Origin of the sequence: Streptomyces sp. NPDC002209 (assembly GCF_042890265.1) — a bacterium.
Classification (GTDB): Bacteria; Actinomycetota; Actinomycetes; order Streptomycetales; family Streptomycetaceae; genus Streptomyces.
Genome location: NZ_JBIARX010000012.1, coordinates 160,802 through 182,586, shown reverse-complemented (window position 1 = coordinate 182,586; position 21,785 = coordinate 160,802). Strand labels below are relative to the sequence as shown.

Here is a 21,785-nt window from a genome sequence, read left to right as displayed (position 1 = left end):
AATGCGGAGCATTGGCGACCGACGAGAACGCGGCGAGGCGCGGCACCGGACACCGCGAGCCCGGCATGATCCACAAGACACCCCCTAGTCCTGCTTGAGGACGAACGAGGTGCGGGCGACCGGCATGCCCGGGGACTTGACCTCCACCACGTAGGTGTCCGGAGCCGCGCTCCCCGCCGGAGGCGTCTGGCACTGGTCCGCCGCGCTGAACTTCCTGTCCCACTCCAGCGACTGCTTCGTCTCCCCCTGCGCCGGCACCCGGAAGAACGCGTTGCCCGCGCCCGACGGGCAGTCCGACGAGGACCAGACGGCCTTGCTGGTGCTCGCCTGGAGGATGGTCAGGACCGCCTGCTTCGGGCCGAGGTCGACCTTGCAGGTCGTGCCGGAGACATTGCGGGCGACCAGTTCGAGGCGGGGCTTCTCGCTCGTCTCGTACTCGTTCTTCACGCTCTTGACCTCCCACTGCAGCCCGCTCGGGGCGCACGTGGGAAGCGGGGAGTCCGCCGGGACCTGGGACGTGGCGCCGCCCGTACCGCCGCTGCCGCCGCCCCCGCCGGCGCCGCTGCCGGCGGATCCCTGACCCGCGCCCGCCGCGGTGCCCGCAGTGCCGCCCGGTTCGCCGTTCTTGCCCGCGCCGCCGCCCGACTCCGCACGCCCGCCCGGCGCCTGACTGATCGCCGGCCCCGTCCCGGAGGGCCCGGGGGTGATCGAGGCGACGGGGTCGGGCCCCTTGTCGCCGCCCTTGCCGTTCGTACTCGACTTCCCGCCACCGGAACTGACGGTCCATACGGCGAGGAGCGCGAGGAGCGCGACGACGGACGCCAGCACAGCCCTCCGTCGCCAGTAGATGGAGGAGGGGAGCGGCCCGACCGGATTGCGCATAGATCCCACGGACGGAACTTTACGAGAGTCCACGGCCCGATCCGCGCCCCACATGCCGCGCAAGCGGCTTGTTTTGCCGATGATCATCCTGCGGGCGGACGCCCGAGCGACGAGAATCGGCCAACCCTCCCACGTCAGGCGTGATCGCGTTTGAGTACGGTCGGTGACCATGGACACCTCCGGCCTCTACCGCGACATCACCGATTCCGCCCGCTCCGCACCCGGCTGGGTTCAGTCGGCGTTCGAGGTGTGGACGGAGTACGGGCTACTGCTTTTCGGCCTGCTCTTCATAGCCGTGTGGTGGCGTGCGCGCACCCAGGCCGGCCCGCGGGCCGTCGCCCTCGCCGTCCTGGCGCCGCTCGCCACCGCCGTCGCGTACGTCGCCTCCGAGGTCGTGAAGTCCGCCGTGGAGGAGGAGCGGCCCTGCCGGGCCGTCGCCGGGGCCGCCGCATCGCTCGTCGCCTGCCCGGCCGCCGGCGACTGGTCCTTCCCCAGCAACCACTCCGCCATCGCGGGCGCGGCCGCCGTCGCACTGGCCCTCGCCGTACGCCGCCTGGCACTGCTGACCGTGCCGCTGGCCCTGCTGATGGCCTTCTCCCGGGTCTTCGTCGGCGTCCACTACCCCCACGACGTGGGGGTGGGCCTGCTGCTCGGCGGTTCGCTCGCCGCGCTCCTCGTCCTCGCCCTCACCGGTCCGATCAGTACGATCACCACCGCCATGCGGGCGAGCGGAGGGCGCGCCGCTGTCTGGTTCACCGGCCCGGGCCCCGCGCGGCAGCCCTGAAACGTGCCAGGATGCCGTCTGCCATGACTGCATCCACCAGCCCTTCCCCCGAGACCTGCCCCGACGTGTCCCACGCGCTGCACTCCCCGGTCATCGCCTGGTTCGAGGAGCACGCCCGCGACCTGCCCTGGCGCCGCCCCGAGGCCGGCCCCTGGGGGGTCATGGTCAGCGAGTTCATGCTCCAGCAGACCCCGGTCAGCCGGGTCCTGCCGGTGTACGAACAGTGGCTCGCGCGGTGGCCCCGCCCCGCCGACCTGGCCGCCGAGGCCCCCGGCGAGGCCGTACGGGCCTGGGGGCGGCTCGGCTACCCCCGCCGGGCCCTGCGCCTGCACGGCGCGGCCGTCGCGATAACGGAGCGGCACGGGGGCGACGTACCGCGGGAGCACGCGCAGCTGCTCGCGCTGCCCGGGATCGGCGAGTACACGGCGGCCGCCGTGGCCTCGTTCGCCTACGGGCAGCGGCACGCCGTGCTCGACACCAACGTGCGCCGGGTCTTCGCCCGCACCACGACCGGGGTCGAGTACCCGCCGAACGCGACCACGGCCGCCGAGCGGCGCCTGGCCCGGGCCCTGCTGCCCGAGGACGAGGACACCGCGGCCCGCTGGGCGGCGGCCTCGATGGAGCTCGGCGCCCTGGTGTGCACGGCCAAGTCCCCGGACTGCGCGCGCTGCCCGGTGGCCGGGCTGTGCGCATGGCGGCTGGCCGGGAAGCCGGCCCACGAGGGGCCGCCGCGGCGCGGGCAGACGTACGCGGGGACGGACCGGCAGGTGCGCGGAAAGCTCCTCGCGGTGCTGCGGGATGCGGTCGGGCCGGTTCCGCAGGCGGTGCTGGACACGGTCTGGGACGAGCCCGTGCAGCGGGCCCGGGCCCTGGACGGGCTGGTCTCCGACGGGCTCGTCGAACCGCTCGCCGGGGGGATGTACCGGCTGCCGCAGGGCCCCGCGGCACCGCTTTCCCAGGACCCCGCCACGGACTGAGCCGAACTGAGTGGGGGATTCCGCTTGTTCCGGTCAAACCCCAGCTCACGGCACTGTTACACAACCTATGGGTGTCCGTGCGTCCACCGAAGGCTGGCCCGCACAACCCCGTGACAACCCCTCCGTACCTTCGAATCCGTAGGACACGGGGATGAGCGGTTGCACGGGAGGCGGTCTGAGATGGCGCACGGCGAGGTACTCGGATTCGAGGAGTACGTACGCACTCGGCAGGACGCGCTCCTGCGCAGTGCCCGACGCCTGGTCCCGGACCCCACGGACGCGCAGGACCTCCTGCAGACCGCGCTGGTGCGCACGTACGGCCGCTGGGACGGCATCGCCGACAAGTCCCTGGCCGACGCCTACCTGCGCCGCGTCATGATCAACACCCGCACCGAGTGGTGGCGCGCCCGCAAGCTCGAGGAGGTCCCCACCGAGCAGCTCCCGGACGCCTCCGTCGAGGACGGCTCCGACCAGCGCGCCGACCGCGCCCTGCTGATGGACATCCTCAAGGTTCTCGCGCCCAAGCAGCGCAGCGTGGTCGTGCTGCGACACTGGGAGCAGATGAGCACCGAGGAGACCGCCGCGGCGCTCGGAATGTCGGCGGGTACTGTGAAGAGCACCCTGCACCGCGCGCTGGCCCGGCTCCGGCAGGAGTTGGAGAGCCGGGATCTGGACATGCGTGCGCTGGAGCGCGGTGACCACCGCGGTGACCACACCATCCGGTACGAGGGGCGTGAGCGGTGCGCGGCCTGAACGGCCAAAACTCGAGCGGCAGAAGTCCGCTGGTGCTGATGTCGGCGGGGACGGTCGTCCTCGTCGGCACAGTGCTGTTCGCGGCCGGTTGCGCCGCCGGCGGCACCGGCCTGAAGGACGGCGGCCCCGCCCACACCGACTCGGTCGCCAAGAGCGGCTCGCCGACGGCCACCCCGCCCGCCCACGTCCCGGCCACCACGGGGGCTTCGGACGGTCCCGCCCGGCGGGTCGACGCCATCGCACTGCTCCAGGCGGACCCCAAGGTCAGCGCCGAGGTCAAGCGGGACCTCAAGCCGTGCACGGGCAAGGAGTACCCGGTCGACGTCAGCTACGGGAAGGTCACCGGGGGCTCCGTCGCCGACATCGTCGTCAACGTGCTGTCCTGCGCCGACGCATTGGGGCGCGGCTCGTACGTGTACCGGGCGGAGGGCGGGAGGTACGAGAATGTGTTCTCGGACGAGCAGCCGCCCGTCTACGCGGAGATCGACCGGGGCGACCTGGTCGTCACCAAGCCCGTCTACGGCAAGAGCGACGCCCTCGCCTATCCGTCGGGCGAGGACGTGATCACGTACCGCTGGAACGGGGAGAAGTTCTCCGAGCAGGACCGGGTGCACACCGACTACAGCAACATCGGTGGCGCGGCCCAGCCGGCGCCCGCGATCACCCAGAAGAACTGACTGCCCGAGACCACAAGAACCGACGCACCGAAGAAGCGAAGAACCGAGGCGAGGCTTCCGCATGGCCGAGACCCATGTCCTGTTCGTGGAGGACGACGACGTCATCCGTGAGGCCACGACCCTGGCGCTGGAACGCGACGGGTTCGTGGTCACCGCCATGCCCGACGGCCTGTCCGGCCTGGAGTCCTTCCGGGCCAACCAGCCGGACATCGCGCTGCTCGACGTGATGGTGCCCGGCATGGACGGCGTGAGCCTGTGCCGCCGGATCCGCGACGAGTCCACCGTCCCCGTGATCATGCTGTCGGCGCGCGCCGACTCGATCGACGTCGTCCTGGGGCTGGAGGCGGGCGCCGACGACTACGTCACCAAGCCCTTCGACGGCTCGGTCCTCGTCGCCCGGATCCGCGCCGTGCTGCGCCGCTTCGGCCACGCCGGCGGCCCGCAGAACGGCCGGGCCGGGGCGAACGGCGAGGACGGCTCCGAGGAGCGCGGGGTGCTGGTCTTCGGCGACCTGGAGGTCGACACCGAGGGCATGGAGGTCCGCAGGTCCGGCGCCCCGGTGGCGCTGACGCCGACCGAGATGCGGCTGCTGCTGGAGTTCTCCTCCGCACCGGGCACCGTACTGTCCCGCGACCGGCTCCTGGAGCGGGTCTGGGACTACGACTGGGGCGGCGACACCCGCGTCGTGGACGTCCACGTCCAGCGGCTGCGCACCAAGATCGGACAGGACCGCATCGAAACGGTCCGAGGATTCGGATACAAGCTCAAACCATGAGGCGCTTCACCCTCCGTACGGGGATCCGCTGGAAGATCACGCTCGCCATCACCGCCGTCGGCGCGCTCGTCGCCGTGGCACTGAGCCTGGTCGTGCACAGTGCTGCCCGCGTCTCGATGCTGGAAAGCGCCCGCGACGCACAGCTGGCCAACGTGAACGTCATCGCCCGCTTCGTCGAAGCCGGGCGCAAGCCGGCCCTGGGGGCCAAGCTCAACGACCCCGAGCTGCCCGCCGCGCTGCGCGAGAAGGCGCGGTCGGGGCGGCGCGGCACGTACATCCAGGAGAAGCGCAAGGGCGTCCCGGAGGTGTGGGCCGCGGTACCGCTCGGGAACGGGCAGGTGCTGTCGCTGCACAGCGAGTTCAAGGAGAGCGCCAACATGGTGCGCGACCTGGACCGGGCCCTGGTCGTCGGGTCGATCTCCGTCGTCGTCGCGGGCGCTGCGCTCGGCGTGCTCATCGGCGGGCAGATCTCGCGCCGGCTGCGCAAGGCCGCGGCCGCCGCGCAGCGAGTGGCGCACGGGGATCCCGACGTACGGGTGCGGGACGCGGTCGGGGGTGTCGTACGCGATGAGACCGACGATCTCGCGCGGGCCGTGGACGCCATGGCGGACGCGCTCCAGCAGCGGCTGGAGGCCGAGCGGCGGGTGACCGCGGACATCGCGCACGAGCTGCGGACCCCGGTGACGGGCCTGCTCACGGCGGCGGAACTGCTGCCTCCGGGGCGGCCGACCGAGCTCGTGCGGGACCGGGCGCAGGCGATGCGGGTGCTCGTCGAGGACGTACTGGAGGTGGCCCGGCTGGACAGCGCGTCCGAGCGGGCGGAGCTCCAGGACGTGGCGCTGGGCGAGTTCGTGAGCCGGCGGGTGACCGCGCTGATGCCGGAGGCTTCGGTACGGGTGGTCGCGGACGAGATCGTCAGCACCGACCCCCGGCGGCTGGAGCGGATCCTGGGGAACCTGCTGGCCAATGCCGCGCGGTACGGGCAGCCGCCGGTCCAGGTGGACATCGAGGGGCGGGTCGTCCGGGTCCGGGACCACGGGCCGGGCTTCCCGGAGGCGCTGCTGCGCGAGGGGCCGAGCCGGTTCCGGACCGGGTCGACGGACCGCGCCGGGGTGGGGCACGGCCTCGGGCTGACCATCGCGGAGGGGCAGGCGCGGGTGCTGGGCGCCCGGCTGACGTTCCGCAACGTGGCGGCCCCGGGCGGCGTGGACCGCGAGGGAGCGGCGGCCGGAGCGGTGGCGGTGCTGTGGCTGCCCGAGCAGGCACCGACGGCCACGGGAAGCTTCCCGATCATCAAGGTGCAGAACTGATCGCGAGCGGATCGGGACCGGGCCGTACAGCCGTGCGGACCTGTGTTTTAGCATCCGTGGCATGACCGACGGTACGAATCCCCCCAGCAACCCGCAGCCCGAGCCCGCCCCCGGGAACGGGGGCTACGGGTTCCCGCCGGTCCCGCCGGCCTCCGCGGCCGGCTACGGCTACCCGCCCGGCGCCCCGGCGCCGGGTGGCGGCGGCAGCTTCGGCCCGCCGCCGGGCGCACCCGCTGACGGCGGCGGCTACGGCTACCCGCAGGCGGGCTCGCAGCCCGGCGCTCAGCCCGGCCCGTATCAGCACCAGCAGGCTCCGGCCCCGGCCGCCGCGCCCCAGCAGTGGGCCCAGGGGCTCCCGAACATGGGCGGGCCGGGCGCACCGGGTGCTCCGGGCCCCGGGCTCCCCGGGCCGTTCGTGCCGCAGTCGGACCAGCCGGACTGGGAGGCCATGGCCGACCGCTCGGCGGCCGAGAAGCGCAAGAAGCGGCTGTGGATGATCGGCGCCGCGGTGACCGTACTGGCGCTGCTCGCCGGCGGTGGAACGTTCCTGCTGCTGGGCGGCGACGACAAGGGCGGGAACGAGGCGAAGAACGACGCGCCGTCCCCGTCCGTGTCGGCCTCGCCCTCCCCCAGCGCGTCGAAGAGCAAGGCCCCGGTCGACAACACCCCGACCGTCAAGGACGACCCGACGCAGATCCGGGACCGCAGCGGAAAGGCCCCGCTGAAGATGGGCCCGGACGCCGGGGTCTTCCCGATCGAGAAGCGCTTCGAGATCCGGACGAAGGGCAACGAGAACTCGTACGCCGAGTCCGCGAAGGGCGTCGTGGACACGTCCAAGAGCTTCACCGTCTCGGCGCACGTCTGGAACCGCGCCCCGAAGGGCCGCCAGATCGCCCTGAGCCAGGGCAACGAGAAGTCCTTCTCGTTCGAGCTGGGGCTGGACCAGGTGAACGGCAAGCCGACCTGGGTCTTCCGCGTGCAGACGGGCGACCAGGGCGCGGAGGCGACCGCGGTGACCGTGACCGGGGAGAGCCCCAAGATGGAGAAGACCTTCTCCACCCTGACCGGGACCTACGACGCCGAGCGCAAGCAGATCGCCCTCTACGTCAACGGAAAGAAGACCGGAGAGGCCCCCGTCCCCGGCGTCTTCCAGGCGCAGGGCCCGCTGCAGCTGGCGCGCTCGCGCCACGAGGACAAGTGGACCGCGCCGTGGAGCGGGGCCATGGAGACCGTGCAGACCTACGACGTGGTGCTCTCGCCCGCCCAGATCGACACCCTCAAGCCGGGCAGGGTCGACGCGGCGACGAAGCCGACGGGCTCCTGGCTCCTGTACTGACCGTGGTCAGAGGGCTCAGACGGTGACGCCGGCGTTGCGCAGGAACGCGACCGGGTTGACGGCCGAGCCGTAGTTCGGGGTGGTCCGGATCTCGAAGTGGAGGTGCGGGCCGCTCGAGTTGCCGGTGTTGCCGGACAGCGCGACCTGCGTGCCCTTGGAGACCTTCTGGCCGATCCGGACCTGGATCTTCGAGAGGTGCGCGTACTGCGAGTACGTGTTGTTCGCGTGCTTGATCACGATGGCGTTGCCGTACGCCGGGCCGTCGCCGCCGCCGTTCGGGCCGGCCTTGACGACGACGCCCGCGGAGGCGGCCTTGACCGGGGTGCCGACGGGGCAGGCGAAGTCCTGGCCCGAGTGCTTGTGGGACCACATGCTGCCGCCCTTGCCGAAGGTCGCGGAAAGCGTGTAGCTGGCGACCGGCTTCTGCCAGGAGACGTTCTTCGCGGAGGCCGCGGAGGCCTGGGCGGCGGCCTGGACCGCGACCAGCTGGGCGGTCCCGGTCAGGGCGGTCTGCGGGGCCGTGTCGGCGAAGGCGGCGGTCGTCCCGGCCCCGAGGGCCAGGGCCGCACCGAGAGCGGTGACGCCGATGGCGAGACGGGTACGGGGGGTGCTGACGCGCTTCGCGAACATGAAGGAGACCTCCGGGCCGGGGACAAGGACGGTTCGGGCATGAAGTCACCCGGCACGCTGGGAAGCGGATGCCGGGCTTGCCCATCCTTGGTAACCCGTGTCCCTCGGCATCCCCAAACGTCCCGATTACTACCGGGACTCGTAGGCCTGGGGGGTGTGACGCAGCCGGTTGACCCCGTCCCCGCTGGGCCGGGGGCAAGGGTGGGTTGGGGCAAAATGGACATTCCACCTACGAGACGTCCTAGTAGGTCCGTTTTGCCCTGTGTGGCTTGTCACCGGGGCGGGGCCTCCGAGGGCGCGGAAAAGGGGCGGCCCCGGAACCTTTCGGTTCCGGGGCCGCCCCTTTTTCAGCCGGTGCTTACGCGCCCTTGCTCAGGTCCGGGCCGGAGCCCGTGGCCTCGATCGGGGGGAGGTCGGGCAGAGCCGACTTCTCCTCGCCGCGGAAGGTGAACTTGGCTTCGTCGCCGTCACCCTCCTTGCCCACGACCACGATGTGGCCGGGACGCAGCTCGCCGAAGAGGATCTTCTCCGACAGGATGTCCTCGATCTCGCGCTGGATGGTGCGGCGCAGCGGGCGGGCGCCCAGGATCGGGTCGTAGCCCCGCTTGGCGAGCAGGAGCTTCGCGTCGCCGCTCAGCTCGATGCCCATGTCGCGGTCCTTCAGGCGCTCGTCGACCTTGGCGATCATCAGGTCGACGATCTGGATGATGTCTTCCTGCGAGAGCTGGTGGAAGACGACCGTGTCGTCGACGCGGTTGAGGAACTCGGGCCGGAAGTGCTGCTTGAGCTCTTCGTTGACCTTCGCCTTCATCCGGTCGTAACCGGTCTTGACGTCGCCCACGGCGGCGAAGCCGAGGTTGAAGCCCTTCGAGATGTCCCGCGTACCCAGGTTGGTCGTCATGATGATGACCGTGTTCTTGAAGTCCACGACCCGGCCCTGGGAGTCGGTCAGGCGACCGTCCTCCAGGATCTGGAGAAGGGAATTGAAGATATCCGGGTGGGCCTTCTCGACCTCGTCGAAGAGGACGACGGAGAACGGCTTGCGGCGCACCTTCTCGGTGAGCTGGCCGCCCTCTTCGTAGCCCACGTAGCCGGGGGGCGAACCGAAGAGGCGGGAAACCGTGTGCTTCTCGCTGAACTCCGACATGTCGAGGGAGATCAGCGCGTCCTCGTCGCCGAAGAGGAATTCGGCGAGCGTCTTGGAGAGCTCGGTCTTACCGACACCGGACGGACCGGCGAAGATGAACGAGCCACCCGGGCGCTTCGGGTCCTTCAGACCCGCACGGGTACGGCGGATCGCCTGGGAGAGCGCCTTGATGGCGTCCTTCTGGCCGATGACCCGCTTGTGGAGCTCGTCCTCCATGCGGAGCAGACGCGAGGACTCCTCCTCGGTGAGCTTGAAGACGGGAATGCCGGTCGCGGTCGCGAGGACCTCGGCGATGAGCTCGCCGTCGACCTCGGCGACGACGTCCATGTCGCCGGCCTTCCATTCCTTCTCGCGCTTGGCCTTCGCCGCCAGCAGCTGCTTCTCCTTGTCACGGAGAGAAGCCGCCTTCTCGAAGTCCTGGGAGTCGATGGCCGACTCCTTGTCGCGGCGCACGCCCGCGATCTTCTCGTCGAACTCGCGGAGGTCCGGCGGCGCGGTCATCCGGCGGATGCGCATCCGGGAGCCGGCCTCGTCGATCAGGTCGATCGCCTTGTCCGGCAGGAAGCGGTCCGAGATGTACCGGTCGGCCAGCGTCGCCGCCTGGACGAGGGCCTCGTCCGTGATGGAGACGCGGTGGTGGGCCTCGTAGCGGTCGCGCAGGCCCTTGAGGATCTCGATCGTGTGGGGGAGGGAAGGCTCCGCCACCTGGATCGGCTGGAAGCGGCGCTCGAGGGCCGCGTCCTTCTCGAGGTGCTTGCGGTACTCGTCCAGCGTCGTGGCACCGATGGTCTGGAGCTCACCACGGGCCAGCATGGGCTTGAGGATGCTGGCGGCGTCGATCGCGCCCTCGGCGGCACCCGCACCCACGAGGGTGTGGAGCTCGTCGATGAACAGGATGATGTCGCCGCGGGTGCGGATCTCCTTGAGCACCTTCTTCAGGCGCTCCTCGAAGTCACCGCGGTAGCGGGAACCGGCGACCAGGGCACCCAGGTCAAGCGTGTAGAGGTGCTTGTCCTTGAGGGTCTCGGGGACCTCGCCCTTGACGATCGCCTGGGCCAGGCCCTCGACGACGGCGGTCTTGCCGACGCCGGGCTCGCCGATGAGGACCGGGTTGTTCTTGGTACGGCGGGACAGGACCTGCATGACCCGCTCGATCTCCTTCTCGCGCCCGATGACCGGGTCGAGCTTGGATTCGCGGGCGGCCTGCGTGAGATTGCGGCCGAACTGGTCCAGGACGAGGGAGGTCGAGGGGGTGCCCTCGGCCGGGCCGCCGGCCGTGGCCGACTCCTTGCCTCCGCCGGAGTAGCCGGAGAGCAGCTGGATGACCTGCTGCCGGACTCGGTTGAGATCGGCGCCCAGCTTCACCAGGACCTGGGCGGCGACGCCCTCGCCCTCGCGAATGAGGCCGAGCAGGATGTGCTCGGTGCCGATGTAGTTGTGGCCGAGCTGGAGGGCCTCTCGGAGCGAAAGCTCCAGGACCTTCTTCGCCCGCGGAGTGAAGGGGATGTGGCCGGACGGGGCCTGCTGCCCCTGACCGATGATCTCCTCAACCTGCTGGCGAACAGCCTCGAGCGAAATCCCGAGGCTCTCCAGGGCCTTAGCGGCGACACCCTCACCCTCGTGGATCAAGCCCAGGAGGATGTGCTCGGTGCCGATGTAGTTGTGGTTGAGCATCCGGGCTTCTTCCTGAGCCAGGACGACAACCCGCCGCGCGCGGTCGGTGAACCTCTCGAACATCGTTTATCGCTCCTCAGAGCGGTCGGGCAGTTCGGGGTCGGTCCCCGCCCTGTCCTTCCGCATGCTAGTCCCGCGGGGCGGGACAGCTCATTCCAACTGCCGACATCCGTCCGCGGCTCACCCCCACGTCCGTGGGGAAAACCGGCTTCAACTGCCGACAACTGCTCCAACCCGATGGTGCGAGACGATGTTCCCGCAGGCCAGGCAGATACCCGTCACACGTGTACGCCGATGGCGAACGGAAGCTGCCCAAAACAGCGTGTCGCCCCGATCCACTAGGAATGTCTTACCCGTAAGCACCGACACTCCATGCCGGTGGCACCGGTTCCCTCCGCTACGGGCGAACACGATTGCGTCCCGAATGTGGGACACCACCCCGCCGGATGTTTACGTTCCGCATTGAGACCGCCGCGCTGCGTAACTCCGGGGCGCCTTCGGAGTTGCTCCGGGCATGGCCGTCACCGTTCCGCCGCCCCGCGTCGCGTCCGAGGATTCACCCGCGCATTCGCCCCGGGACGCGTACGCGTCCTGGTACGAGGAGGTGCTCGGCTGGCCCGTCGCGGGCGGGTCGCCCGCCCGGCTGGTCACCGGGGACCGGTTCGACGTGCTGGAGCTGCCGGCCGATGCGGGGGCCGAGCTGCTGCGCAGGCCGGTCGCCACGGGTCCGGTGGCACTCGCGGGGCGCAGGATGCGGTTCCTGGTGGCCGCGGGGAGCGCGGACGAGCTGGAGGGTCTGCTCGACTGGCTGGAGTGGGGCGCCGTCGCCCTCGATCTCACCGCCCTGGGGGCCGGCGGCCGGATCACGGCCCCGGTTCCGCCGGGACACCCGCAGGTGAGTCCCCGGGGGGCCGCCGTGTGGCTGCGACCCCCCGAGCAGGGATGCGAGGCGTTCCTGCCGTCCCTGCCCGGGCCCGGGCAGGGTGCCGGTCCCCGGCACGGTGGTGCCGGGCCCGATCTCGTACGCCTGGTCGCCGCGGCGGCGACGGAATGCCACCGGGCGCGCCTGTGGCGGCGTACGCCCCTGAGGAGCGCCTCGGCCGGGCCCTGCACGGGCCGACCGGGTCAGACCCTGACGGGTCAGGCCCGGTTCTCGTAGGCCTCGCGGATCTCCTGCGGGACGCGCCCGCGGTCGTTGACGCTCATGCCCTGGGCCTTGGCCCACGCGCGGATCTCGGCGGTGTCCGGGTTGCCGGACGTCGCGGCCGTCCGCGTCTTGGCGCGGCCGCCGGAAGCGCGGCCACCGGTGCGGCGGGCGCCCTTGACGTAGTCGGCGAGCGCGGAGCGCAGCTTCTCCGCGTTGGCGGTGGTGAGGTCGATCTCGTAGGTCTTGCCATCCAGAGCGAACGTCACGGTCTCGTCCGCCTCGCCACCGTCGAGGTCGTCGACAAGAAGGACCTGAACCTTCTGTGCCACCGGGATTTCCTTTCATCGAAAAGCAGTACGCGGAAAGGAAACCGCTTTTCCCTGGAAAACACAAACCCCCGGGGAGAGGTTCGAGACCGCAACGCGGCGGGAAACGTGCGCGATTCGGACATAGGCCACAGGTGCGCGGAGCACGGGAAAAGCCGCCGTGATCGTTCAGAGGTGCAGAAGCATCCGGCTGTTGCCCAAGGTGTTCGGCTTCACTCGTTCGAGACCGAGGAACTCCGCGACGCCCTCGTCATAGGAACGCAGGAGCTCCATGTAGACATCCGTCTCCACCGGGGTCTCGCCGATCTCGACGAAGCCGTGCTTCGCGAAGAAGTCCACTTCGAAGGTCAGGCAGAAAACCTTCCGGACGCCCAGCGCGCGGGCGGTGTCCAACAACTGCCCGAGCAGCTGATGGCCGACTCCGGCCCCCTTCAACTCGCGGTCGACCGCGAGAGTGCGTACTTCGGCGAGGTCTTCCCACATGACGTGGAGAGCGCCGCAGCCCACCACCTGGCCGTCGGAGTCGCGTTCCGCGACCCAGAACTCCTGGATGTCCTCGTAAAGGACGACCGGGGCTTTGTCGAGGAGGATCCGCTGCTGCACGTACTGGTCGAGCAGGCGCCGCAGCGCGGGAACATCGCCGGTGCGGGCACGGCGGATCGTCACTGTTTTTGGCTGTGCAGCGGAAAACTCACCCATGCCCGGACGCTATCGCCCCGACTCGGTCCCGCGCCCGGCGGAGTCCCCTTCGGCTGGTGGGACTTCGGCGGGGGCCGCGGCCGGGGCTCCGGCGGGGGGCTCGGCCGCGGACCCGGCCGGTGCCCCCTCCGAAGTCCCACCAGCCGGCTCCGCAGCGGGTTCGCCGGCCGAACCGTCGTCGTACCCGACGATGCGGAAGGCGTCCCGGAGGGCGTCGCGCTGTTCCGCGGACATCATGCCGAAGAAGGCCACGAGGGCGGCGGCGGGGTTGTCGCTCGTCGACCAGGCTTCGTTCATCAGTGCGGCCGAGTAGGCGGCGCGGGTGGAGACCGCGGTATATCGATAGGCGCGGCCTTCGGCTTCCCGGCGGACCCAGCCCTTCTGATGGAGATTGTCCATAACCGTCATGACGGTGGTGTACGCGATGGACCGTTCCTGCTGGAGGTCTTCCAGGACTTCACGAACAGTGACCGGGCGGTTCCACTGCCACACCCGCGTCATGACCGCGTCTTCGAGTTCTCCCAGGGGGCGAGGCACAACAGCACGATAGTGCGGAATGTGCGGAATTGCCCGGCCATTCGGAACGCAACGCTCAACAAAATCGGGCGTACGGCTCTCGAAGCCGTACGCCCTGCCGGTCCGCCCGCGCGGCCGTGCTGCTGCTTCCGGGGCTGCTACTTCCCGGGCTGGGACTGCCGGGCGGCCTCGGCGCGGGCGATCACGGCGTCGACCGCCGCGTCTTCCTTGGCCTTGTTGGCGCCGCCCTGGCTCTTCACGATCGTCACGACGAGGGCGATGAAGAAGCCGGCCATCACTACGGGGGGCACGAGCGCGGAAACGTAGTCCATGCCCCCAGCGTAGCTACCCGGCGGCGAGCCCGGCCGCCGGGGGCGGGCTGGGCTTGCGGCGCGGCGGGAAGACCTCGCCGGGGGTCGGGATGGGCCGCTCGGACGGGCGTTCGGCCGGGCGCTCGGGGTGCGGCGGCTCCTTGGGGGCCGGTGCGGGCCGGGCGGGCTCTTCCTTGCCGTCCTTGCCGCCCTTGCCGCCCTTGCCGTCCTTGGCCTCGCCGGCACCGTGGGCGCCCTTGCCACCGGCCAGGGCGAGCAGCCGGGTCCGCGGCGCCGGCGTGATCGAGAGCCGCCGCCGTACCGAGCGCTCGGCGATGCCCTGGCAGCGCTCCAGCAGCGCCGCCGCGACCGGGTTGGCCCGCAGGGCGCGCAGGGCCGCGAGGTCGTCCGGTGCGGGCTCGTACCCCGCGGCCAGGGCGTCCTGGAGCACCTCCAGGTACCCGGAGAGGCTGCCGGGCAGGGCGCCGCGGTAGCGGACGAGGTCGGCGAGGAGGAACTCTCTGAGCCGCCCCGCCTCCTGGACCGCGTCGTCCACCGACTGCGCGAGGCGCAGGCAGTCCTGGACCTCGGAGGTCGTCAGGGGGGCCGTGGAGGACTGGAGGGCGTGGGCGAGCGTTCGCCTGAGCACGTGCAGCTCGGCGGCGCTGAACGCCATGCCGCCGCGGGATCCGTAGGGCGTGGGCATGGGCCGAAGATACGCGCTAATCGGACAAAATCCCCTGAGCGGCGCGATTCCGGGCGCGCCGAGGCTTATCCGGATGCTTTGACGGCGTCAAGGAAGTCGGCCCAGGCGGACTGGGTCGTGGCCAGAATCAGGTGCGCCGGGTCGGCCCGGTCGGCCACGCGGACGAGGTGTCCGGGGGCCGCGGAAACGTAGACGCAGGCGTCTCCTTCGCCGCAGTACGTGGACTTCTGCCAGGCGGGGTGAGCGGTCATGGTGTCTCTCCTCCGGGGGACGGCTCCTTGCTTCCCGTGGAGGGACGGTAACTCCGAGAGGGCCCGGCACCGACGACTTCGGCGGAATTCGGTACATCGTCGTTGCATTGGCCGGGCCCCGGGACCGGCTGCGCGCCCTACGGGTGGAGGCGGGCCGCGAAGGCCTCGACCGCCTCCGTCACGTCCTGCGCAGTCCAGGCGAGGCCCGGGGAGGTGATCTCCAGCTCCGTCGCCGAGACGCCCGGGACCACCGTCGCGGACCACCTGCGGAACAGGACCGTGCCCGTCTCCTCCGCCAGGCGGATCCCCGCCTCCGTCAGGCGGTCCGCCTCGTACGGCAGCCACACCTGGAACTGGTGCGTGTGCGGGATCTGCGGGTTGATCCGGAACCAGGGGACCCCGGCCGACTCCAGCGCGGAGCCCAGCGCCGCCGCCACCGTGCGCGCCTGGGCCACGTACGACGGAAGGCGCGGGAGCTCCCGGTCCAGGCCGGCCAGCGCCGACAGTGCCTGCGGGAACTGGCGGAAGATCTGGCCGCCGTACCGGTGGCGCCAGACCTTCGCCTCCGCGATCAGCGAGGAGGAGCCCGCAAGGGCCGCGCCGCTCAGGCCGCCCAGGGACTTGTAGAAGGACACGTACACCGAGTCCGCGAGCCCCGCGATCTCCGGCAGCGGCCGCCCGAAGTGCACCGTCGACTCCCACAGCCGGGCCCCGTCGAAGTGCACCACCGCGTCGCGCTCCCGGGCCGCGTCGACCAGCGCCTCCAGCTCCTCCCAGGTGGGGAGCAGGAAGCCCGCGTCGCGCAGCGGGAGCTCCAGCATCAGCGTGCCGAAGGGCTCGGCGAGGTCCGCGACCTCCTCGGCCGTGGGCTGGCGCGGGTCCTTCGTCGGGTGCACCGTCCGCAGGCCCGAGACCAGCGACAGCGCACCGCCCTCCCACAGCTCCGGATGGCTCATCGGGTGCAGCGCGACGACCGGGTTCCCGGTCCGCCCCGCCCAGCAGCGCAGCGCGATCTGCTGGGCCATCGTCCCCGACGGGAAGAACGCCGCGTCCTCGGTGCCCAGCAGCTCCGCGACCCGGCGCTCCAGCCGGGTCACCACGCCGTCCCCGTACAGGTCGGCGGGCTCGTCGGGATCCGGCGCCGCCAGACCGGACAGCAGCTCACCGACCGTCGCCTCGCGCAGGTTGCGGGAGAGCATCCGCCCGGCCCCGCGTCCCGCCGCCACCAGCCGCTTCGTCAGATCGTCGTCACCAGTCATGCCCCCGATCATCGCCGACCGGCCAACACGCCCAGGGGCTAGCATGGCGGCGTATCGTCCGGTACCCCCCGCGGACTGGAACGGAAGGCCCTCCCCGCGTGAACTCATCCCAGCAACCGCGCCCCGCCCGGCTCACCGTCGGCGTCGTCGGCGCCGGCCGGGTCGGCCCCGCGCTGGCCTGCGCGCTCCAGCAGGCCGGGCACCGGCCGGTCGCCGTGTCCGGCGTCTCCGACGCCTCCCGCCGCCGCGCCGAGCGGATGCTGCCCGACGTGCCGCTCGTACCGCCCGCGCAGGTGCTGGAGCTGGCCGACCTGGTGCTGCTGACCGTGCCCGACGACGCGCTGCCGTCGCTCGTCGAAGGGCTCGCCGAGACCGGCGCGGTCCGGCCGGGCCAGCTCCTCGTGCACACCTCCGGGCGGTACGGGACCGCCGTGCTGGACCCGGCCCGCCGCGCGGGCGCGCTCCCGCTGGCCCTGCACCCCGCGATGACCTTCACGGGCACCGAGGTCGACGTCCAGCGGCTCGCCGGCTGCTCGTTCGGCGTCACGGCCCCCGAGGAGCTGCGGCTCGCGGCCGAGGCCCTGGTGATCGAGATGGGCGGGGAGCCCGAGTGGATCGCGGAGGAGAACCGCCCGCTCTACCACGCGGCCCTCGCCCTCGGCGCGAACCACCTGGTCACCCTGGTCGCCCAGGCCATGGAGCTGCTGCACAAGGCCGGGGTCGAACACCCCGACCGGATGCTCGGCCCGCTCCTCGGCGCGGCCCTCGACAACGCCCTGCGCTCGGGTGACGCGGCGCTGACCGGCCCGGTGGCCCGCGGCGACGCCGGCACGGTCGCCGCGCACGTCTCGGAGCTGCGCAAGCACTCCCCGGCCTCGGTGGCCGGGTACCTGGCGATGGCCCGCACCACCGCCGACCGGGCCCTCGCGCACGGCCTCCTCAAGCCCGAACTCGCCGAGGACCTGCTCGGCGTGCTCGCCGATCCCGAGGGTGGGGACCAGTGACCGATCTGCTGCTGATCGACACCGCGGAGGAGCTGCACGAGCTCCCGCGCACCGCCGATGGCCCCCGCGCAGTCGTGATGACCATGGGCGCCCTCCACGAGGGCCACGCCACGCTGATCCGCACGGCCCGCGAACAGGCCGGGCCCCAGGGCCAGGTCGTGGTCACCGTCTTCGTGAACCCGCTGCAGTTCGGGGCGAACGAGGACCTCGACCGCTACCCCCGCACGCTCGACGCCGACCTGCAGATCGCCCGGGAGGCCGGCGCCGACGCGGTGTTCGCCCCGGCGGTCGACGAGGTCTACCCCGGCGGCGACCCCCAGGTCCGGGTCAGCGCCGGCCCGATGGGCGAGCGCCTCGAAGGGGCCACCCGGCCCGGCCACTTCGACGGCATGCTCACCGTCGTCGCCAAGCTGCTCCACCTCACCCGCCCCGACCTGGCCCTCTTCGGCCAGAAGGACGCGCAGCAGCTCGCCCTGATCCGGCGGATGGTCACCGACCTGAACTTCCCCGTCGAGGTGGTCGGCGTACCGACCGTCCGCGAGGAGGACGGGCTCGCGCTGTCGTCCCGCAACCGGTACCTCTCCGCCCAGGAGCGCCGTACCGCCCTGGCCCTGTCGCGCTCCCTGTTCGCCGGGCAGGACCGGCTCGCCGCGCAGGCCGCGCTGCTCGCCCGCGCCGAGGCCTCCCCGGCCAGCGACGAGCGGGCCACCGCCCTGGCCCGGCTCGGCGAGATCCGGGCCTCCGCCGACGCCCACGCCGTGTCGGCCGCGTCCGCCGCCGGCACCGGCCTGCCGGAGGCCGTACGGGCCGCCGCCCGGCACGTCCTGGAGGAGGCGGGCCGGCACGACCCGCCGCTGCTGCTGGACTATCTGGCACTGGTGGATCCGCAGGACTTCACCGATGTCGGCCCCGACTTCACCGGGCAGGCCGTGCTGGCCGTCGCCGCGAAGGTGGGGACGACCCGGCTGATCGACAACATCCCATTGGAGTTCGGAGCACACACGTGAGCACCCCAGGCACAGGCACCGCCGGTACCGGCATACGGCTGCACGCCCCCGCCCCCGGCTGGGCCGTCGACGCCGACGTCGTGGTCGTCGGCTCCGGCGTCGCCGGCCTGACCGCCGCACTGCGCTGCGCCGCCGCGGGCCGCCGTACGGTCGTGGTCACCAAGGCCCGGCTCGACGACGGCTCCACCCGCTGGGCCCAGGGCGGGATCGCCGCGGCGCTCGGCGACGGCGACACCCCCGAACAGCACCTGGACGACACGCTGGTCGCGGGTGCCGGGCTGTGCGACGAGGCCGCCGTACGGCTCCTCGTCACCGAGGGACCGGACGCCGTGCGCCGCCTCATCGCCACCGGGGCCGTCTTCGACACCTCCGCCGAGACCGGTGAGATAGAGCTGACCCGCGAGGGCGGCCACCACCGCCGCCGGATCGCGCACGCCGGCGGCGACGCCACCGGAGCCGAGATCTCCCGGGCGCTGGTCGAGGCCGTCCACGCGGCCGGCATCGAGACCGTCGAGAACGCGCTCGTACTGGACCTGCTGCAGGACGCGCAGGGCCGTACGGCCGGTGTCACCCTGCACGTCATGGGCGAGGGCCAGCACGACGGCGTCGGCGCGGTCCACGCGCCCGCCGTGATCCTGGCGACCGGCGGCATGGGCCAGGTCTTCTCGGCCACCACCAACCCGTCGGTGTCCACCGGCGACGGCGTGGCGCTCGCCCTGCGGGCCGGGGCCGAGGTCTCCGACCTGGAGTTCGTCCAGTTCCACCCGACCGTGCTCTTCCTGGGCCCGGACGCCGAGGGCCAGCAGCCCCTGGTGTCGGAGGCGGTCCGCGGCGAGGGCGCCTACCTGGTCGACGGCGACGGCGTCCGCTTCATGGCCGGGCAGCACGAGCTGGCCGAGCTGGCCCCGCGCGACATCGTCGCCAAGGGCATCATGCGCCGCATGCAGGAGCAGGGCGCGCAGCACATGTACCTGGACGCCCGGCACTTCGGCGCGCAGATGTGGGAGCAGCGCTTCCCGACCATCCTCGCCGCCTGCCGCGCGCACGGCATCGACCCGGTGACCGAGCCCATCCCGGTCGCGCCCGCCGCGCACTACGCCTCCGGTGGCGTACGGACCGATCTGCACGGCCGTACCACCGTGCCCGGCCTGTACGCGTGCGGCGAGGTGGCGTGCACCGGCGTGCACGGCGCGAACCGGCTGGCCTCCAACTCCCTGCTGGAGGGGCTGGTCTTCGCCGAGCGCATCGCCGACGACATCGTGGCGGGCGCGCCCGCGGGCAGCGGCCCGGGCATCCCGGTCCCCGCGACCGGCCCGCTGCAGCCCGCCGAGGCGCGGTACGAGGTCCAGCGCATCATGACGCAGGGCGCGGGCGTGCTCCGCTCCGCCGAGTCCCTGCGCACGGCGGCCGCCGCCCTCGAGGACCTCTACGCGACGGCGCTGACGGCGCTCGAGAACGACGGCAAGACCGCCGTGCCCGGCACCGAGACCTGGGAGGCCACGAACCTGCTGTGCGTGGCCCGGGTACTGGTCGCCGCCGCCCTGTGCCGCGAGGAGACCCGCGGCTGCCACTGGCGCGAGGACCACCCCGACCGGGACGACGCCGCCTGGCGCCGCCACCTCGTCGTCCGGCTGTCCGCCGCCGAGAAGCGGGCCCTGGTCGTCACCCCCACCGACTCCGCGGGCTTTCCGTCCGTACAGCACCCTTTGAGCCAGGAGCAGTCATCGTGAGCACCCCCGAACAGCACGACCACGAGCACGAGCACGCGGAGCTGCCGCTCCTCGACGAGTCCGCGGGCGGCTGCGGCGACGACTGCGGCTGCGGTGACGGCGAGGAGAGCGGCCTGGACCCGGCGCTCGCCCAGCTGCTGGCCGACGCCGGCCTGGACCCGATCGAGGTCGAGGACATCGCCCACATGGCGATCTCCGAGGACCTGGACGGCGGGGTCGACGTGACCACCGTGGCCACCGTGCCCGAGGACGCCGTCGCGCACGCCGACTTCACCGCCCGCGAGGCGGGCACGGTCGCCGGCCTGCGCGTCGCCGAGGCCGTGCTCTCGGTGGTCTGCGAGGACGAGTTCGAGGTCGAGCGGCACGTCGAGGACGGCGACCGCGTGCAGCCCGGCCAGGTGCTGCTGACGGTCAAGGCCCGTACCCGGGACCTGCTCACCGGCGAGCGCAGCGCGCTGAACCTGCTGTGCCTGATGTCGGGCATCGCGACGGCGACCCGCACGTGGGCCGACGAGCTGGAGGGCACCAAGGCGAAGGTCCGCGACACCCGCAAGACCACGCCGGGCCTGCGCTCCCTGGAGAAGTACGCGGTGCGCTGCGGCGGCGGCGTCAACCACCGGATGTCGCTGTCGGACGCGGCGCTGGTCAAGGACAACCACGTGATCGCGGCGGGCGGTGTGTCGGAGGCGTTCAAGGCCGTCCGCGAGCAGTTCCCCGACCTGCCGATCGAGGTCGAGGTGGACACCCTGCAGCAGGTGCGCGAGGCCCTGGACGCGGGCGCGGACCTGATCCTGCTCGACAACTTCACGCCGATCGAGACCGAGGAGGCCGTCGCGCTGGTCCACGGCCGCGCGGTGCTGGAGTCCTCGGGCCGCCTGACCATGGCCAACGCCCGCACGTACGCGGAGACGGGCGTCGACTACCTCGCGGTCGGCGGGCTCACGCACTCGTCCCCGATCCTGGACATCGGCCTGGACCTGCGCGAGGAGCGGTAATGCTGCTGACCATCGACGTCGGCAACACCCACACCGTGCTCGGCCTGTTCGACGGCGACGAGATCGTCGAGCACTGGCGCATCTCCACCGACCCGCGCCGCACGGCCGACGAGATGGCCGTCCTGATGCAGGGCCTGATGGGCATGCATCCGATGCTCGGCAGCGAGCTGGGCGACGGCATCCACGGCATCGCGATCTGCTCGACGGTCCCGTCGGTGCTGCACGAGCTGCGCGAGGTGACCCGCCGCTACTACGGCGACGTCCCCGCGGTGCTGGTCGAGCCCGGCATCAAGACGGGCGTGCCGATCCTGATGGACAACCCCAAGGAGGTCGGCGCGGACCGCATCATCAACGCGGTCGCCGCCGTCGAGCTCTACGGCGGCCCGGCGATCGTGGTCGACTTCGGCACGGCGACCACGTTCGACGCGGTGTCCGCGAAGGGCGAGTACGTGGGCGGGGTGATCTCCCCGGGCATCGAGATCTCCATGGAGGCCCTCGGCGTACGGGGCGCCCAGCTGCGCAAGATCGAGCTGGCGCGGCCGCGCAACGTGATCGGCAAGTCCACGGTCGAGGCGATGCAGTCGGGCGTGGTCTACGGCTTCGCCGGGCAGGTCGACGGGGTCGTCACGCGGATGGCCAAGGAGCTGGCCGGCCCGCAAGGCGACCCGAGCGACGTCCGGGTGATCGCCACGGGCGGCCTGGCGCCGATGGTCCTCGGCGAGTCCTCGGTCATCGACGACCACGAGCCGTGGCTGACGCTGATCGGGCTGCGCCTGGTCTACGAGCGCAACGCGCCGAACTTCGACTGAGGCCCCGCGACGCCGCCGCCCGCCGGGCGGCGGCGTACTGCGTCGTCTCACTCATCGCCGTTCTGAAGACTCGGGTTCGA

At 72.0% G+C, this 21,785-nt stretch carries 23 protein-coding genes; 13 read left to right on the top strand and 10 right to left on the bottom strand.

The features are described 5' to 3' along the window. Positions 1-84: 84 nt before the first annotated feature. The gene (locus ACFYXK_RS23935; RefSeq protein ID WP_389412951.1) at positions 85-882 is read right to left on the bottom strand and encodes a hypothetical protein; all 798 of its coding nucleotides are present in this window, start codon (positions 880-882) and stop codon (positions 85-87) included. A 169-nt stretch (positions 883-1,051) separates the two neighbouring features. On the opposite strand from ACFYXK_RS23935, the gene ACFYXK_RS23930 reads away from it, so the two are divergent. From ACFYXK_RS23930 to ACFYXK_RS23900, 7 genes are all read left to right on the top strand, one after another. After that, positions 1,052-1,666 carry a phosphatase PAP2 family protein gene (locus tag ACFYXK_RS23930; RefSeq protein WP_389412932.1) on the top strand — a complete coding sequence of 205 codons (615 nt, stop codon included), beginning with the start codon at positions 1,052-1,054 and terminating at the stop codon, positions 1,664-1,666. A 23-nt stretch (positions 1,667-1,689) separates the two neighbouring features. After that, positions 1,690-2,643 carry an A/G-specific adenine glycosylase gene (locus ACFYXK_RS23925; RefSeq protein WP_389412931.1) on the top strand — a complete coding sequence of 318 codons (954 nt, stop codon included), beginning with the start codon at positions 1,690-1,692 and terminating at the stop codon, positions 2,641-2,643. A gap of 180 nt (positions 2,644-2,823) precedes the next feature. After that, complete coding sequence (locus ACFYXK_RS23920) at positions 2,824-3,396, top strand: SigE family RNA polymerase sigma factor (protein WP_030158464.1); 573 nt, start codon at positions 2,824-2,826, stop codon at positions 3,394-3,396. 38 nt (positions 3,397-3,434) lie between these two features. Next, positions 3,435-4,073, top strand: coding sequence for a hypothetical protein (locus ACFYXK_RS23915; RefSeq protein ID WP_389412950.1), 639 nt, complete (start codon positions 3,435-3,437; stop codon positions 4,071-4,073). A gap of 61 nt (positions 4,074-4,134) precedes the next feature. Continuing rightward, entirely contained in the window at positions 4,135-4,848 is a 714-nt protein-coding gene (gene cseB / locus ACFYXK_RS23910; protein WP_389412930.1) for a two-component system response regulator CseB, read from the top strand. Beyond that, positions 4,845-6,158: a two-component system sensor histidine kinase CseC gene (gene cseC, locus ACFYXK_RS23905; protein ID WP_389412929.1), complete on the top strand. Its 1,314-nt coding sequence runs from the start codon at positions 4,845-4,847 to the stop codon at positions 6,156-6,158. The genes cseB and cseC overlap by 4 nt, the downstream gene beginning before the upstream one ends. 61 nt (positions 6,159-6,219) lie before the next feature. Continuing rightward, positions 6,220-7,494 carry a LamG domain-containing protein gene (locus ACFYXK_RS23900; protein ID WP_389412928.1) on the top strand — a complete coding sequence of 425 codons (1,275 nt, stop codon included), beginning with the start codon at positions 6,220-6,222 and terminating at the stop codon, positions 7,492-7,494. Positions 7,495-7,509: 15 nt separating this feature from the next. On the opposite strand, the gene ACFYXK_RS23895 is transcribed toward ACFYXK_RS23900, so the two are convergent. Both ACFYXK_RS23895 and ACFYXK_RS23890 read right to left on the bottom strand, forming a co-directional pair. Beyond that, on the bottom strand, positions 7,510-8,124 hold the full coding sequence (locus tag ACFYXK_RS23895) for a M23 family metallopeptidase (protein ID WP_389412927.1): 615 nt from the start codon (positions 8,122-8,124) through the stop codon (positions 7,510-7,512). Between the two features lie 358 nt (positions 8,125-8,482). Further along, the gene (locus ACFYXK_RS23890; protein ID WP_383505905.1) at positions 8,483-11,008 is read right to left on the bottom strand and encodes an ATP-dependent Clp protease ATP-binding subunit; all 2,526 of its coding nucleotides are present in this window, start codon (positions 11,006-11,008) and stop codon (positions 8,483-8,485) included. A gap of 451 nt (positions 11,009-11,459) precedes the next feature. On the opposite strand from ACFYXK_RS23890, the gene ACFYXK_RS23885 reads away from it, so the two are divergent. After that, positions 11,460-12,104, top strand: a complete 645-nt coding sequence (locus ACFYXK_RS23885; protein WP_389412926.1) for an SCO3374 family protein — start codon at positions 11,460-11,462, stop codon at positions 12,102-12,104. Here ACFYXK_RS23885 and ACFYXK_RS23880 read toward each other — a convergent pair. The 7 genes from ACFYXK_RS23880 to ACFYXK_RS23850 form a co-directional block, all read right to left on the bottom strand. After that, complete coding sequence (locus tag ACFYXK_RS23880) at positions 12,086-12,421, bottom strand: Lsr2 family protein (protein ID WP_266626838.1); 336 nt, start codon at positions 12,419-12,421, stop codon at positions 12,086-12,088. The genes ACFYXK_RS23885 and ACFYXK_RS23880 overlap by 19 nt on opposite strands. Positions 12,422-12,586: 165 nt before the next feature. Then, complete coding sequence (locus ACFYXK_RS23875) at positions 12,587-13,117, bottom strand: amino-acid N-acetyltransferase (RefSeq protein ID WP_389412925.1); 531 nt, start codon at positions 13,115-13,117, stop codon at positions 12,587-12,589. 9 nt (positions 13,118-13,126) lie between these two features. Further along, positions 13,127-13,654, bottom strand: a complete 528-nt coding sequence (locus tag ACFYXK_RS23870; protein WP_389412924.1) for a BlaI/MecI/CopY family transcriptional regulator — start codon at positions 13,652-13,654, stop codon at positions 13,127-13,129. A gap of 137 nt (positions 13,655-13,791) precedes the next feature. Further along, positions 13,792-13,965 (bottom strand): hypothetical protein, encoded by a 174-nt coding sequence (locus tag ACFYXK_RS23865; RefSeq protein WP_030300685.1) that lies wholly within the window; start codon positions 13,963-13,965, stop codon positions 13,792-13,794. 13 nt (positions 13,966-13,978) lie between these two features. Beyond that, positions 13,979-14,650, bottom strand: coding sequence for a hypothetical protein (locus ACFYXK_RS23860; RefSeq protein WP_389412923.1), 672 nt, complete (start codon positions 14,648-14,650; stop codon positions 13,979-13,981). A gap of 65 nt (positions 14,651-14,715) precedes the next feature. Continuing rightward, positions 14,716-14,901: a DUF397 domain-containing protein gene (locus ACFYXK_RS23855; protein ID WP_383505919.1), complete on the bottom strand. Its 186-nt coding sequence runs from the start codon at positions 14,899-14,901 to the stop codon at positions 14,716-14,718. 137 nt (positions 14,902-15,038) lie between these two features. After that, a complete protein-coding gene (locus ACFYXK_RS23850) occupies positions 15,039-16,160 on the bottom strand; it encodes a threonine aldolase family protein (RefSeq protein WP_389412922.1) in 1,122 nt (373 codons plus the stop codon). A 98-nt stretch (positions 16,161-16,258) separates the two neighbouring features. Here ACFYXK_RS23850 and ACFYXK_RS23845 point away from each other — a divergent pair, with 98 nt between their 5' ends. Genes ACFYXK_RS23845 through ACFYXK_RS23825 form a run of 5 tightly spaced genes read left to right on the top strand, consistent with a single transcriptional unit; the run spans position 16,259 to position 21,705 of the window. Continuing rightward, positions 16,259-17,164, top strand: coding sequence for a Rossmann-like and DUF2520 domain-containing protein (locus tag ACFYXK_RS23845; protein ID WP_389412921.1), 906 nt, complete (start codon positions 16,259-16,261; stop codon positions 17,162-17,164). Beyond that, entirely contained in the window at positions 17,161-18,171 is a 1,011-nt protein-coding gene (gene panC, locus ACFYXK_RS23840; RefSeq protein ID WP_389412920.1) for a pantoate--beta-alanine ligase, read from the top strand. The genes ACFYXK_RS23845 and panC overlap by 4 nt, the downstream gene beginning before the upstream one ends. After that, complete coding sequence (locus ACFYXK_RS23835) at positions 18,168-19,901, top strand: L-aspartate oxidase (RefSeq protein ID WP_389412919.1); 1,734 nt, start codon at positions 18,168-18,170, stop codon at positions 19,899-19,901. Before panC ends, ACFYXK_RS23835 begins: the two co-directional genes overlap by 4 nt. Continuing rightward, entirely contained in the window at positions 19,898-20,896 is a 999-nt protein-coding gene (gene nadC, locus ACFYXK_RS23830; protein ID WP_389412918.1) for a carboxylating nicotinate-nucleotide diphosphorylase, read from the top strand. Before ACFYXK_RS23835 ends, nadC begins: the two co-directional genes overlap by 4 nt. After that, entirely contained in the window at positions 20,896-21,705 is an 810-nt protein-coding gene (locus tag ACFYXK_RS23825) for a type III pantothenate kinase (RefSeq protein WP_389412917.1), read from the top strand. Before nadC ends, ACFYXK_RS23825 begins: the two co-directional genes overlap by 1 nt. Positions 21,706-21,785: the final 80 nt, after the last annotated feature.

Excerpts from the sequence above, each read along its gene's own strand:
- ACFYXK_RS23935 (WP_389412951.1), bottom strand. The coding sequence starts at position 882 with ATGCGCAATCCGGTCGGGCCGCTCCCCTCCTCCATCTACTGGCGACGG.
- ACFYXK_RS23930 (WP_389412932.1), top strand. The coding sequence starts at position 1,052 with ATGGACACCTCCGGCCTCTACCGCGACATCACCGATTCCGCCCGCTCC.
- ACFYXK_RS23925 (WP_389412931.1), top strand. The coding sequence starts at position 1,690 with ATGACTGCATCCACCAGCCCTTCCCCCGAGACCTGCCCCGACGTGTCC.
- ACFYXK_RS23920 (WP_030158464.1), top strand. The coding sequence starts at position 2,824 with ATGGCGCACGGCGAGGTACTCGGATTCGAGGAGTACGTACGCACTCGG.
- ACFYXK_RS23915 (WP_389412950.1), top strand. The coding sequence starts at position 3,435 with ATGTCGGCGGGGACGGTCGTCCTCGTCGGCACAGTGCTGTTCGCGGCC.
- cseB (WP_389412930.1), top strand. The coding sequence starts at position 4,135 with ATGGCCGAGACCCATGTCCTGTTCGTGGAGGACGACGACGTCATCCGT.
- cseC (WP_389412929.1), top strand. The coding sequence starts at position 4,845 with ATGAGGCGCTTCACCCTCCGTACGGGGATCCGCTGGAAGATCACGCTC.
- ACFYXK_RS23900 (WP_389412928.1), top strand. The coding sequence starts at position 6,220 with ATGACCGACGGTACGAATCCCCCCAGCAACCCGCAGCCCGAGCCCGCC.
- ACFYXK_RS23895 (WP_389412927.1), bottom strand. The coding sequence starts at position 8,124 with ATGTTCGCGAAGCGCGTCAGCACCCCCCGTACCCGTCTCGCCATCGGC.
- ACFYXK_RS23890 (WP_383505905.1), bottom strand. The coding sequence starts at position 11,008 with ATGTTCGAGAGGTTCACCGACCGCGCGCGGCGGGTTGTCGTCCTGGCT.
- ACFYXK_RS23885 (WP_389412926.1), top strand. The coding sequence starts at position 11,460 with ATGGCCGTCACCGTTCCGCCGCCCCGCGTCGCGTCCGAGGATTCACCC.
- ACFYXK_RS23875 (WP_389412925.1), bottom strand. The coding sequence starts at position 13,117 with ATGGGTGAGTTTTCCGCTGCACAGCCAAAAACAGTGACGATCCGCCGT.
- ACFYXK_RS23865 (WP_030300685.1), bottom strand. The coding sequence starts at position 13,965 with ATGGACTACGTTTCCGCGCTCGTGCCCCCCGTAGTGATGGCCGGCTTC.
- ACFYXK_RS23860 (WP_389412923.1), bottom strand. The coding sequence starts at position 14,650 with ATGCCCACGCCCTACGGATCCCGCGGCGGCATGGCGTTCAGCGCCGCC.
- ACFYXK_RS23855 (WP_383505919.1), bottom strand. The coding sequence starts at position 14,901 with ATGACCGCTCACCCCGCCTGGCAGAAGTCCACGTACTGCGGCGAAGGA.
- ACFYXK_RS23850 (WP_389412922.1), bottom strand. The coding sequence starts at position 16,160 with ATGACTGGTGACGACGATCTGACGAAGCGGCTGGTGGCGGCGGGACGC.
- ACFYXK_RS23825 (WP_389412917.1), top strand. The coding sequence starts at position 20,896 with ATGCTGCTGACCATCGACGTCGGCAACACCCACACCGTGCTCGGCCTG.